Consider the following 11,921-nt stretch of genomic DNA (forward strand, 5'->3'; position numbering starts at 1 on the left):
CTCACGACGACCTGACGGCAGGTCTGATTGGGGTTGCTGAGGCGATGGGTGCCCTGCGGGCGGCATCTCGTCAAGGCAAGATCGCTACAGGGGTCATTTCTGGGTCGTGCCCAGCCACTTCTTGGCGGCTTCCTGGGCCTTGGTCTTTTCCTCGGGGGTGGCCTGGGCCAGAAGCTCGTCGAGCATCAGGTCCCCCTTTCCGGCGGTTTTGGCGACGATGTGCCATTTCAGACCTTCCAGCCGGTCGTCTGTATTGGTGCGGAGCGCCAGCACCCGGGCGAGGCGATTCTGGGCGATCGGGCTGTTCTGTTTGGAGGCTTTGCGGAGCAGGGCGATGGCCGCAGCCTCGTTCTTGGGGGTTCCCGTGCCGTTATAGAGCGCAATGGCATATTCGACCTCGGCGTCGACATTGTCGGCCAGCGACGCCGCCTGGAGCAGGCGGACCGCCTTGTCGATGCTTTTCTCGACGCCGGTGCCTTCCTTGTAGAACGTCGCCAGCGCGTATTGCGCTTCGGGGTTACCGGCATCGGCGGCAACGCGGAGCAGTTCGGCCGAGCGCTTGACGTCCTGTGGCAGCGTCTGCCCGTCGAGATAGAGCAACGCCAGATTATAGGCGGCCTTGGGATTGCCGAGTTTGGCGGAGGACGCCAGCAGCTTCACGGCCTCATCGCGTTTGCCGACATTGCCGCGATCCGACAGTCGCAGCATCGCCAGCGCGAACATGGCCTCGCGGTCGCCGCGCTCCGACGCGCGCTGATACCATTCTGCAGCTTTCGCATAGTCGCGTTTGATGCCCAATGCATTGGCATAGAGTTCACCAAGCATGGTCATCGCCTTCGGGTCGTTGTTCTCCTGCGCGCGCTTGCTGGCGAGGTCGAAGGCGGTCTTGTACTGGCCGCGCTGATAGGCGCCATAGACCAGGTCGGCATTGGGGTCGGTTGGTGCGGCTTCTGCAGGCTGCGCGGGCTTCTCAGCAGGCGGCGTAGGAGCTTTCTTCGCTGCTGTTGGCGCTTTCGCCGGTGCCGGCGCCTTTTTTGGAGCTGCCTTGCTTGCAGCCGGTGGTGGCGTTTGCACCCCCGGCGGTGTCAGCGAAATCTGCGCGGTCGCGCTGGCTGCCCAGGTCAGGCAGCCGGCAATTACAGTGAGGGAACGCAGAACTTTCATTCCGGCGTTATTCCTGTTCGACCTTGGACTGCCCCGAGACGAGCGTCGCGTATCCCTGCTGGATTGCCTTCTCTGCGTCCATCAAGGCTGCAGCAGCGCCGCGCGCGTCGTTCCAGATGACCTCGCCGACCAGCACGAAGTCAGCGCCGGCAGCTGCGAATTCCCTGGCCTCATCGAGCGTTGTGGCAAAGCCTACGCAAGGCGGTTCGAACAATTCGGCCCACCACTGAAGGCGCTCGACAATGGCGTCAGCCGATGGGCGCTGGCCGTTCGGGTCGGGTTCGCCGAACAACACGTAATCGGCGCCGGCCTCGCCCGCTGCCATCGCATTATGGCGCGTCGACAATCCGCCGCAGCCTGCAATGCGATCGGGCTTCAGCGAGGGGAGTGCATCCTGCAGGGCAGCGAGACCGGGCAGATGCGCGCCATCGGCGCCGCCGCGTGCGACGAGCTCGACATTGCCTTCGACCAGCATCGCGGCGCCGTTGGTCTGGATGACAGGCGCCAGCGCCTTGATGCGCGTGATCATGGTGCGCTGGTCGGTCGTCGCCAGTCGCACCAGGACGGCAGCGACATCTGCTTTCTCAAGAAGAGCAGGCAGGTTCGCGGCCAGCGCTGATGGATCCTCGACGACGGGAGTCGCGAGATAGAGGCGCGGCATCGGCGGCGGCGGGACGGGTTTGGAAGCCAAGATTATAGCGCCTTCTGTTCTTGATCAGTCGTCCACTCGCCCTTGCTGGCGAGTGAATTCATGTGTGCACGATGGGTGAAGGCCTGCTGACCGGCGGGCACATTGTTGGCTTTGCCGGACCATGCCTTTTGCGGCGCTGCCTGAAGCGCGCGGCCATAGGAGAATGTCAGTGGCCAGGGCAGGCTGCCGATCCTGTTCATGGCGTCGAGATGCGCGGTCGCATCTTCGTCAGATTGGCCGCCGGAGAGGAATGCGATGCCGGGCACCGATGCGGGCACGCAGTTCTTCAGCATGCGCACGGTTTTCTCGGCCACTTCAGCCACACCAGCCTGCGTCTTCGACTTCTTGCCCGAGACGGCCATGTTCGGCTTCAGGATCATGCCTTCCAGCGCGACCCGCTGGACTCGCAATTCCTGGAACGTCTTGTTGAGCATGCGTTGCGTCACCTCGACGCAGCGGTCGATGTCGTGATCGCCGTCCATCAGCACTTCGGGCTCGACGATCGGGACGATCTGTGCGGCCTGGCATAGCGCGGCATAGCGGGCGAGCGCATGCGCGTTGACGGAGATTGCGGTCATCGAGGGAATCCCGGCACCGATATCGATCACCGCGCGCCACTTTGCGAAGCGCGCGCCGCGCGCGTAATATTTGGCAAGACGCTCGGCGAGCTTGTCGAGGCCCGCTGTGACGAGCTCACCGGGACAGTTCGGCAAGGCCTGCGTGCCCTCATCGACCTTGATGCCGGGAATGGCGCCGGCTTCCTCGATAAGCCGCACCAGCGGCGTGCCATCCTTGGCGTTTTGCCAGATGGTCTCGTCGTAGAGGATCACGCCGGAAATGTAGCTGCTCATCGCCTCACGCGAGCGAAACAGCATTTCACGATAATCGCGGCGGTTGTCCTCGGTCGACTCGACGCTGATCGCATCGAAGCGCTTCTTGATCGTGCCTGACGATTCATCTGCGGCAAGCAAGCCCTTGCCCGGCGCGGTCATGGCGCGGGCGATTTTGTTGAGTTCGGCGAGATTCATGGGCATGTCCTGAGCGGGCTAGTCCTGCAGGTCAATCTAGACCGTTCTCGGGCAAAATCCGAGCATCTGGCCGGCCAATGAGCCCGTCCGCATCCGATTCCGGCAAAAATTCAGCCTGCCATAGGCAGTATGGCAGGCTGAAACACAGTCAATTGGCAGTTTGGGCTCAGGCGATCTTCGCGTTCAGCTCGCCCGATGCGTAACGCTTGGCCATTTCGGCCGTGGTCAGCACCTTTTTGATCTTGCTGGCCTGGCCGGCGGTATTGAATTCCTGCAGGCGCTGCTTGCAGAGCTTGACCATCGCTTCCATCGCCGGCTTCAGATATTTGCGCGGGTCGAATTCGCTGGGGTTCTCGCTCAGCACCTTGCGGATCTGGCCGGTCATGGCCATCCGGTTGTCGGTGTCGATGTTGATCTTGCGCACGCCGTGCTTGATGCCGCGCTGGATTTCCGACACCGGCACGCCCCAGGTCGGCTTCATCTGGCCGCCGAACTTGTTGATGATGTCCTGCAGGTCCTGCGGCACCGAGGACGAGCCGTGCATCACCAGATGGGTGTTCGGCAGCTTGCGGTGGATTTCCTCGATCACGTTCATGGCGAGAATGTCGCCGTCCGGCTTGCGGGTGAACTTGTAGGCGCCATGCGAGGTACCCATGGCGATTGCCAGGGCGTCGACCTGGGTTTCCTTGACGAACTTCACGGCCTCGTCGGGATTGGTCAGCAACTGGTCGTGGCTGAGCTGGCCTTCGGCGCCGTGGCCGTCTTCGGCTTCGCCCATGCCGCTCTCCAGCGAGCCGAGTACGCCGAGTTCGCCTTCCACCGAGATGCCGCCGAGATGGGCCATGTCGGTGACGGTCTTGGTCACGCCGACATTATAGTCCCAGTCCGCCGCCGTCTTACCGTCTGCCTTCAGCGAACCATCCATCATCACCGAGGTGAATCCGGCCTGGATTGCGGTCATGCAGGTTGCAGCTTCGTTGCCGTGGTCGAGATGCACGCAAACGGGAATATGCGGATAGATTTCGGTGACCGCGTCCATCATGTGCTTGAGCATGATGTCGTTGGCATAGGAGCGGGCACCGCGGGAGGCCTGGATGATCACAGGTGCATCGACACCCGATGCGGCCTCCATGATCGCCAGCGCCTGTTCCATATTGTTGATATTGAAGGCCGGCACTCCGTAATCGTGTTCTGCCGCGTGATCGAGCAGTTGACGCAACGTAATACGGGCCATGCAGGAAGCTCCTTGTAAATTGGGACAGGCGCAAACGCCGCGCCGAGGGATATATGGCTCTTAGCGCGAGGAGACGGCGAATCCAAGACGCCATCAGTCGCGCATACAAGCCGACGTTAATCGCCACGATGGCCCAGCGTTCCAGCTAATGGAATTCCCAACGCGTTAGTATTTCCGAACGTCAGTGCTCGCTGGCGTCTAGCAAAGCGATCTGCTGCTCTACGGCTGCAAGCCGCTCTTCGAAATCACCGGCTGCTGAACGCATCATGACCAGCATCGCAGCGCCATCACGGCGTTGTTTGCGCACTAACGTCTCGACGCGCTCCAGACGGCTATCGACTTGCTCGAAACGTTTATCGGCCGCCCCGCGAAACGCAGCAACATCACCCTGAATTTTCTTCAGGATCTCGAACATTGCTGTTTGCACATTCTCGCTCATAGAAAGAACATACCATAAACATTGCGGCGCCCACAAGTCTTGCGGGCAAAAATGTACCGCTGCTACTTCTTCAATACTTCCACGCCCGGCAGCGGCTTGCCTTCCATCCATTCGAGGAAGGCGCCGCCGGCGGTCGAGATGTAGGAGAAGTCATCGGCGACGCCGGCGTGATTGAGCGCGGCCACCGTGTCGCCGCCGCCGGCTACTGAAATCAGCTTCTTCGCCTTGGTGCGCGCCGCGGCGTGTTTGGCGCCGGCAACCGTGCCGCGATCGAACGGCGTCATTTCAAACGCGCCGACCGGACCGTTCCAGACCAGCGTGGCGGCATCGTCGATGGCCGAGTTGATGCGTTCGATCGACTGCGGACCAACGTCGAGGATCATGCCCTCATCTGGGATCGCATCAAGGCCGTAGGCGTGAGACGGGGTATTGGCGGCGAAGTGGAATGCGACGATGGCGTCCACCGGCAGGATGATGGCGCAGCCCGACGCTTCAGCTTTGTCGATGATCCGCAGCGCGGTGGCGGCAAGATCTTTCTCGCACAGCGACTTGCCGACCTTGACACCCTGCGCATGCAGGAAGGTGTTGGCCATGCCGCCACCGATCACGAGCGCATCGACCTTGGTGACGAGATTTTCGAGGAGATCGATCTTCGACGAGACCTTGGCGCCGCCGACGATGGCGATCACCGGTTTGGTCGGCGCGTCCAGCGCCTTGCCGAGGGCGTCCAACTCGGCCTGCATGGTGCGGCCGGCATAGGCGGGCAGCTTGTGGCCGAGGCCTTCGGTGGAGGCGTGGGCGCGATGTGCAGCCGAGAATGCATCATTGACCCAGATATCGCCAAGCTTGGCGAGTTCGGCGACGAAAGCCGGATCGTTCTTCTCCTCAGCGGAATGGAAGCGCGTGTTCTCGAGGCAGAGAATGTCGCCGTCCTTCATGGCGCCAACGGCCTTGGCTGCGACGTCGCCGACGCAGTCGTCGGCAAAGGCGACCGGCTTCTTGATCACATCGGCAAGTGCCGTAGCAACGGGCTTCAGTGAGTTCTTGTCGTCGCGGCCCTTGGGGCGGCCGAAATGCGCCAGCAGGATGACCTTGCCGCCCTTGTCGGAAATTTCGGTGATGGTCGGCGCGATGCGTTCAAGCCGCGTTGCGTCGGTAACCTTGCCACCATCCATGGGTACGTTGAGATCGACGCGCACGAGAACGCGCTTGGACTTCACATCGACGTCGTCGAGGGTGCGAAATGTTGCCATGCGAGATTGGGCCGTTCTTGAAGTTTAAGGTTGCTCGCCCGGATAGCTCGGCGGTGTACTTTCAGGGTCAGTATTCACCGTCGCGCCTTGGCGGAGCGCGAAAACGATAAAGGCAACGAAAAGGATGCCGACTGGAATAACAATCCACCACGGAAGTGCCATTCCAGTCTCCTGTTCGTTGCCAAGTATATTTTAGAGCAGCTTGCCCATCGCGACGGCGGTATCGGCCATGCGGTTGGAGAAGCCCCACTCGTTGTCGTACCAGGAGAGCACGCGCACCAGCGTGCCGTTCTGCACCTTGGTCTGGTCGAAGGCGAAGGTCGACGAATGCGGATCGTGATTGAAGTCGATCGACACGTTCGGGTGCGAAGTGGTGCCGAGCACGCCCTTCAGCTCGCCGGCCGCAGCCTTCTTGATCGCTTCGTTGATCTCTTCCTTGGTGGTGCTCCTCTTGGCGATGATCTTGAGATCGACCACCGAGACGTTCGGGGTCGGCACGCGGATCGAAACGCCATCGAGCTTGCCGGCCAGTTCGGGCATCACAAGGCCGATGGCCTTCGCGGCGCCGGTCGAGGTCGGAATCATCGACATCGCAGCGGCGCGGCCGCGATAGAGATCGCTATGCAGCGTGTCCAGCGTCGGCTGGTCGCCGGTGTAAGCGTGGATCGTGGTCATGAAGCCGGTTTCGATACCGACGGTCTCGTTCAGCACCTTGGCGACAGGCGCCAGGCAGTTGGTGGTGCACGAACCGTTGGAAACGACCAGATGCTCCTTGGTCAGGGTCTTGTGGTTGACGCCGTAGACGATCGTGGCATCAGCACCATCGGACGGAGCCGAAACCAGCACGCGCTTGGCGCCTGCGGTCAGATGCGACGTCGCCTTCGCCTTGGCGCTGAAGATGCCGGTGCATTCGAGCGCGATATCGATGCCGAGATCCTTCCACGGCAGCGTGTTCGGATCGCGCACCGCAGTGACTTTGATCTTGTTGCCGTTGCCGAGCTGGATGCTGTCGCCGTCGACGGTGACGTCGCCGGGGAAGCGGCCATGCACGCTGTCGAAGCGCAGCAGGTGGGCGTTGGTTTCAACCGGCCCCAGATCGTTGATGGCGACGACTTCGATGTCGGTGCGCTTGGACTCGTAGATCGCCCGCAGGACGTTGCGGCCGATGCGGCCAAAACCGTTGATCGAAACCCGGACTGCCATTCAACTTCTCCCTTTTATTAGGCTCAAACCTCGCGTGAGGGCCTTCATATAGTGACGTGTGACGGGCGTTTCATGCCCTGAATGGAACGCTGGTGCAATGTGTCAAATTTACCAGCGTTCCGATAGAGTTAAGCCGCGTTGTGCTTGCTGGTTGCAGCCTCGACCACGGCCTCGGCCGTGATGCCGAACAGCTTGTAAAGCTCCTTGGCTGGCGCGCTCGAGCCGAAGCCCTTCATGCCGATGAAGGTGCCGTCGTGTCCGATCACGGCATCCCAGCCGAACCGGACCGCGGCTTCGACGGCGATCTTGATCGGCGCGTCGCCAATGATCGCCTTCTGGCGCTCTTCAGGCTGCTCCAGCAGTAGTTCGAGCGAGGGGACCGATACGACCCGCGTCGCGATGCCCTTGTCGGCCAGTTGCTTCTGCGCAGCGACTGCGATCTCGACTTCCGAACCCGAGGCGAAGATCGACACGGCGGCTTTGCCCTTGGCCGCGATCAACTCATAGCCGCCAGCGGCGCAAAGATTGTCGTCGTGATGGGTGGTGCGCACCGGCGTCAGGTTCTGGCGCGACAGGGCCAGCATGGTTGGGCCGTTGGTCTTCTCCATGGCGAGCTGCCAGCATTCGGCAGTCTCGACCGTGTCCGCGGGGCGGAACACGCGCATGTTCGGCATCGCGCGCATCGCCGCCAGATGCTCCACCGGCTGATGGGTCGGGCCGTCTTCGCCAAGGCCGATCGAGTCGTGGGTCATGATGTAGATGACCGGGATCTGCGCCAGCGCCGAGATGCGCATCGCCGGTCGCGCATAGTCGGTGAAGCACATGAAGGTCGCGCCGGCCGGGATGAAGCCGCCATGCAGCGCGATGCCGTTCATGGCTGCGGCCATGCCCATTTCGCGAATGCCGTAGTGAATGTAGCGACCCTTGAATTCGCCGGGCTTCACTTCGATGGCGCCCTTGGTGCGGGTGTTGTTCGATGGCGTGAGATCGGCTGAACCGATCACCATTTCCGGCATGACCTGCACCAGCGCTTCGAGCGCGAGTTCGCTCGCCTTGCGGGTCGCGACGGTCTGCGGCTCGGCGATCAGCTTCTTCTTCAGCGTGAGGATCGCGTCCGCTATGGCTGTCGGTCGAACGTGATCGTTGCGGCGGGTGAATTCGCTGCGCTTGTCGTCCGGAAGGGCATCAAAACGCTTCTGCCAGTCCGCGTGCGCCGATGCGCCCTGCTTGCCGACATTGCGCCAGGCCTGCAGGATATCATCGGGCACCTCGAACGGGCCGTAATTCCAGTCCAGTGCCTTCTTGGCGCCTGCGAGTTCTTCCGCGCCGAGCGGTTCGCCGTGGGCCTTCGAGGTACCGGCGCGGGTTGGTGCGCCAAAGCCAATCTTGGTCTTGCAGGCGATCATCGATGGGCGGTCGGACGCCTGCGCTTGCTTGATCGCAGCGGCGATGGCGACCTGGTCGTGGCCATCGACATGCACGGCATTCCAGCCATGGGCCTTGAAGCGTGCGACCTGGTCGACGCTGTCGGCAAGCGACAGCGGACCGTCGATGGAAATCCCGTTGTCGTCATAAAGGAAGATCAGCTTCGACAGCTTGAGATGACCGGCCATGGCCAGAGCTTCGTGGCTGACACCTTCCATCAGGTCACCATCGGAGCACAGCACGTAAGTGTAGTGATCGACGATATCGCCGTATTCGGCGGCCAGCATGCGCTCGGCGAGCGCGAAGCCAACGGAGGTGGCGATGCCCTGACCGAGCGGGCCGGTCGTGGTCTCGACGCCCGACGTGTGGAAATTCTCGGGATGGCCGGGGGTCTTCGAATGCAGCTGACGGAAGTTCTTCAGCTGGTCGAGCGTCATCTCCTTGTTGCCCGTCAGATAGAGCAGGGCATAGAGCAGCATCGAGCCGTGGCCGGCCGAGAGGATGAAGCGATCGCGATCCGGCCACTTCGGATCGGCCGCGTCAAATTTAAGGAACTGTGTGAACAGCACGGTGGCGACGTCGGCGGCGCCCATCGGCAGCCCAGGGTGACCGGATTTGGCCTTTTCCACGCCGTCCATGGCGAGGGCACGAATCGCGTTGGCCATTTTCGAGTGATCAACCTGCGCCATGTCGGTTTCCGTCTAAATTGAAGGGAATGGAATATTCTGCGTCCGCAAGAGGGGCGGTCTGCAGCGAGATGTTGGGATCGCTTTGGAGAAACTGGTGGATAGCATCTGGGTTCCTGGGAGTCCAAGGTCTCCCGGACAGTTCTGGTCTGTGGATATCTACCGGCGGTTTTTGTCGGCTTTGCGGTGCATAGCTTTTAAGCTTTGTTGCGTCCGGCTCGCTTGCAACCTAAGTTTCAGGGCCTAAAGGCTTGCGGAGCCGTGGTTTTTGAGCTCCCGTCGCATCACACCCAAGGTCCCGCGTAACCCAGTATGATCGAACGACCCGCCCATCTCACAGCCTCCGATCCCGCCAATGGCGGTGCGGCCGAGATCGACTCTGCCACGCGGCGGTTGATGGCAGCGCTGGATGCTCTGGAAAGTGCGGTCGAGCGCCGCCGTGAGGCGGATCGCGACGAGGATGAGCTGGCCACCCGCATTCAGGCGCTTGGCGCCGACCGGTCCCGGCTGGCGGATGAGCTTGATGGCACGCTGGTGAAATCGCGCCGGCTGGAGCGCGCCAATCGCGACATCGCCGACAAGCTCGACACCGCCATCGGCACCATCCGCGCGGTGCTGGCGACTGACAACGCGCATGAGTAAAGCGAGATGAGCCACGTCAACGTTACAATCAATGGCCGGCAATATCGCATGGCCTGCGAGGAGGGGCAGGAGACCCGCCTGCTGCGGCTGGCGGAAAGTCTTGAATCCCGCGTCGAAAACCTGCGTGGCAAATTCGGTGAGATCGGCGATGCGCGGCTGACGGTGATGGCGGCGCTGACCATTGCCGACGAACTGGTCGATGCCAATCAGCAGATCCGTGCCCTGCAGGAAGAACTCGCCGCATTGCGCGATGTGCGCGTTGTCGCCGCAGATCGCGCACGGGCGACGCAGACGGCGGTTGCCGCGGCCCTGAATGCTGCGGCAGAGCGGATCGAGAAGACCACCCAGGTGCTCAACCGCACCATCGGCGGCGGCGTTGCTATTGGATAACGCAGGCTTTGATGCCAAGCGGGCACTGGCGCATCCGTCTCATAACCCCTACATTGCTCAGGCGAGGCTGCGTCGCGCGTCAGGAGCCATATATCCCCGGGGCCTTATCGATCCTTCAGGGAACTGTCCCTGACCAGGTCCGTGGACCTGGTCACATGGTGCCCACCTACTTTCGTAGGTGCTCCGGGATTGAGTGCTTCAACGGCCATCGTGGCTTCGCACTTTTACTTTTTTGATGGCTGTGGCCCTTGCATGGCGTTTGCCGTGCAATCTTGGCCTCGCTCGCCAAAGATGATCGCGAAGACCGGTCCTGCGCTTCCGCAGGCTCTGCGGACAGCATATCGTGCGGCATGTCCGACACGCCGCCCACTCCGACAAAGATTGAACTCCGCATAGCCGCGCTGGCACGCCGCACGGCGCTGAGCGAGGCCGAACGGTCGGCAGCCGCACAAGCCGTCGCAGCGCGTGGGCTGCCTTTCCCGGTCAGGGCCGGCGACATCGTCGCCGGCTATTCTCCCATCCGCAGCGAGATCGATCCGATCCCGCTGATGCAGCATCTCGCCGCCCAGGGTGCGCAACTGGCGCTCCCTGTGATCATCGCCCGTGACGAGCCCCTGATGTTCCGGATCTGGAGCCCGAACGATGCGCTGGTGCGCGGTTCACTGGGCATTCCGGAACCAGCACCGGAAGCGCCACCACTGATTCCCGATATCCTGCTGGTACCACTCGCGGCATTCGACCGCGCCGGCCACCGCATTGGCTATGGCGCGGGGCATTACGATCGCACCTTCGCGCAACTGCACGCCATCAAGCCATTTATCGCCGTGGGCGTGGCCTTCGACACCCAGGAAATCGAGGCCATTCCCATGCAACCGCACGACGTGGCGCTGGATTATGTGCTAACCGAGACCCGGACGATCGATTTTCGGAGCATCTGACTTGCGTATTCTCTTCATCGGCGACGTGGTCGGCAAAACCGGCCGCGTGGTGATCCTCGAAAAACTGCCGGGTCTGATCCGCGACTGGAAGCTCGATCTTGTCATCATCAATGGCGAGAACGCCGCCGGCGGCTTCGGTATCACCGAGACGATCTATAATGATCTTGTCGACGCCGGCGCCGATGCGGTGACCCTCGGCAATCACGCCTGGAATCAGAAAGAGGCGCTGGTGTTCATCGAACGCGCGCCGCGTCTGATCCGTCCGTTGAACTTCCCGCGCCACACCCCCGGCCGCGGTTCTGCGCTGATCGATGCCAAGAACGGTGCGCGTGCGCTGGTAATCAACGCCATGGGCCGCGTCTTCATGGAGCCACTCAACGATCCGTTCAGCGCTGTCGGCAAGGAGATCGATGCCTGTCCGCTGGTGGAAGCTGCAGACGCCATCGTGGTGGATTTCCATGGCGAAGCCTCGAGCGAAAAGCAGGGCATGGGTTACTTCTGCGATGGCCGCGTGAGCCTCGTCGTCGGCACGCATACGCATGTGCCGACCGCCGATCATCAAATCCTGTCCGGCGGCACAGCTTACATGACCGATGCAGGCATGACCGGCGACTATGATTCCGTGATTGGCATGCAGAAGGAAGAGCCTGTCAGGCGCTTCACGACCGGCATTCCCTCCGGCCGTTTCGAGCCCGCCTTCGGCCCGGCGACCTTGTCGGGCGTTGCGGTCGAAACCGATGACAAGACGGGGCTTGCCTCACGCATCGCGCCGGTGCGGCTCGGTGGTCGGCTGTCGCAGGCGGTGCCTGAGTTCTGGCTGACCTAGTT

General features: G+C 62.0%; 13 protein-coding genes and 1 other RNA gene. 5 read left to right on the forward strand and 9 right to left on the reverse strand.

Going from position 1 to position 11,921, the window contains the following annotated elements; genetic code table 11:
• Positions 1-93: 93 nt before the first annotated feature.
• The 9 genes from AB8A23_RS13270 to tkt all read right to left on the reverse strand — a co-directional run bounded on the left by AB8A23_RS13270 (position 94) and on the right by tkt (position 9,126).
• Complete coding sequence (locus AB8A23_RS13270) at positions 94-1,164, reverse strand: tetratricopeptide repeat protein (protein ID WP_439059504.1); 1,071 nt, start codon at positions 1,162-1,164, stop codon at positions 94-96.
• Between the two features lie 7 nt (positions 1,165-1,171).
• Complete coding sequence (locus AB8A23_RS13275; RefSeq protein ID WP_439059503.1) at positions 1,172-1,855, reverse strand: thiamine phosphate synthase; 684 nt, start codon at positions 1,853-1,855, stop codon at positions 1,172-1,174.
• A gap of 2 nt (positions 1,856-1,857) precedes the next feature.
• Positions 1,858-2,883, reverse strand: a complete 1,026-nt coding sequence (locus AB8A23_RS13280) for a class I fructose-bisphosphate aldolase (protein ID WP_439059502.1) — start codon at positions 2,881-2,883, stop codon at positions 1,858-1,860.
• Positions 2,884-3,049: 166 nt separating this feature from the next.
• Entirely contained in the window at positions 3,050-4,117 is a 1,068-nt protein-coding gene (gene fba / locus AB8A23_RS13285) for a class II fructose-bisphosphate aldolase (protein WP_315843266.1), read from the reverse strand.
• Between the two features lie 181 nt (positions 4,118-4,298).
• Positions 4,299-4,556, reverse strand: a complete 258-nt coding sequence (locus AB8A23_RS13290) for a hypothetical protein (RefSeq protein WP_175368325.1) — start codon at positions 4,554-4,556, stop codon at positions 4,299-4,301.
• Between the two features lie 62 nt (positions 4,557-4,618).
• Positions 4,619-5,809 carry a phosphoglycerate kinase gene (locus tag AB8A23_RS13295; protein ID WP_231079730.1) on the reverse strand — a complete coding sequence of 397 codons (1,191 nt, stop codon included), beginning with the start codon at positions 5,807-5,809 and terminating at the stop codon, positions 4,619-4,621.
• A gap of 24 nt (positions 5,810-5,833) precedes the next feature.
• Positions 5,834-5,971 (reverse strand): hypothetical protein, encoded by a 138-nt coding sequence (locus AB8A23_RS13300; RefSeq protein ID WP_231079731.1) that lies wholly within the window; start codon positions 5,969-5,971, stop codon positions 5,834-5,836.
• Between the two features lie 30 nt (positions 5,972-6,001).
• On the reverse strand, positions 6,002-7,012 hold the full coding sequence (gene gap / locus AB8A23_RS13305) for a type I glyceraldehyde-3-phosphate dehydrogenase (protein WP_092144873.1): 1,011 nt from the start codon (positions 7,010-7,012) through the stop codon (positions 6,002-6,004).
• Between the two features lie 128 nt (positions 7,013-7,140).
• Entirely contained in the window at positions 7,141-9,126 is a 1,986-nt protein-coding gene (tkt, locus tag AB8A23_RS13310) for a transketolase (protein WP_439059501.1), read from the reverse strand.
• A gap of 309 nt (positions 9,127-9,435) precedes the next feature.
• Here tkt and AB8A23_RS13315 point away from each other — a divergent pair, with 309 nt between their 5' ends.
• The 5 genes from AB8A23_RS13315 to AB8A23_RS13335 all read left to right on the forward strand — a co-directional run bounded on the left by AB8A23_RS13315 (position 9,436) and on the right by AB8A23_RS13335 (position 11,919).
• Positions 9,436-9,765, forward strand: a complete 330-nt coding sequence (locus tag AB8A23_RS13315; RefSeq protein ID WP_089265387.1) for a DUF4164 domain-containing protein — start codon at positions 9,436-9,438, stop codon at positions 9,763-9,765.
• Between the two features lie 6 nt (positions 9,766-9,771).
• A complete protein-coding gene (locus AB8A23_RS13320) occupies positions 9,772-10,155 on the forward strand; it encodes a cell division protein ZapA (RefSeq protein WP_068735170.1) in 384 nt (127 codons plus the stop codon).
• Between the two features lie 61 nt (positions 10,156-10,216).
• A non-coding RNA gene (ssrS, locus tag AB8A23_RS13325) (6S RNA) lies at positions 10,217-10,376 on the forward strand.
• Between the two features lie 129 nt (positions 10,377-10,505).
• Positions 10,506-11,093, forward strand: coding sequence for a 5-formyltetrahydrofolate cyclo-ligase (locus tag AB8A23_RS13330; RefSeq protein ID WP_309948438.1), 588 nt, complete (start codon positions 10,506-10,508; stop codon positions 11,091-11,093).
• 1 nt (position 11,094) lies between these two features.
• Positions 11,095-11,919, forward strand: a complete 825-nt coding sequence (locus AB8A23_RS13335) for a TIGR00282 family metallophosphoesterase (protein ID WP_309948437.1) — start codon at positions 11,095-11,097, stop codon at positions 11,917-11,919.
• Positions 11,920-11,921: the final 2 nt, after the last annotated feature.

It is taken from the genome of Tardiphaga sp. 619_E2_N8_4, from assembly GCF_051810905.1.
Taxonomy (GTDB): domain Bacteria; phylum Pseudomonadota; class Alphaproteobacteria; order Rhizobiales; family Xanthobacteraceae; genus Tardiphaga; species Tardiphaga robiniae.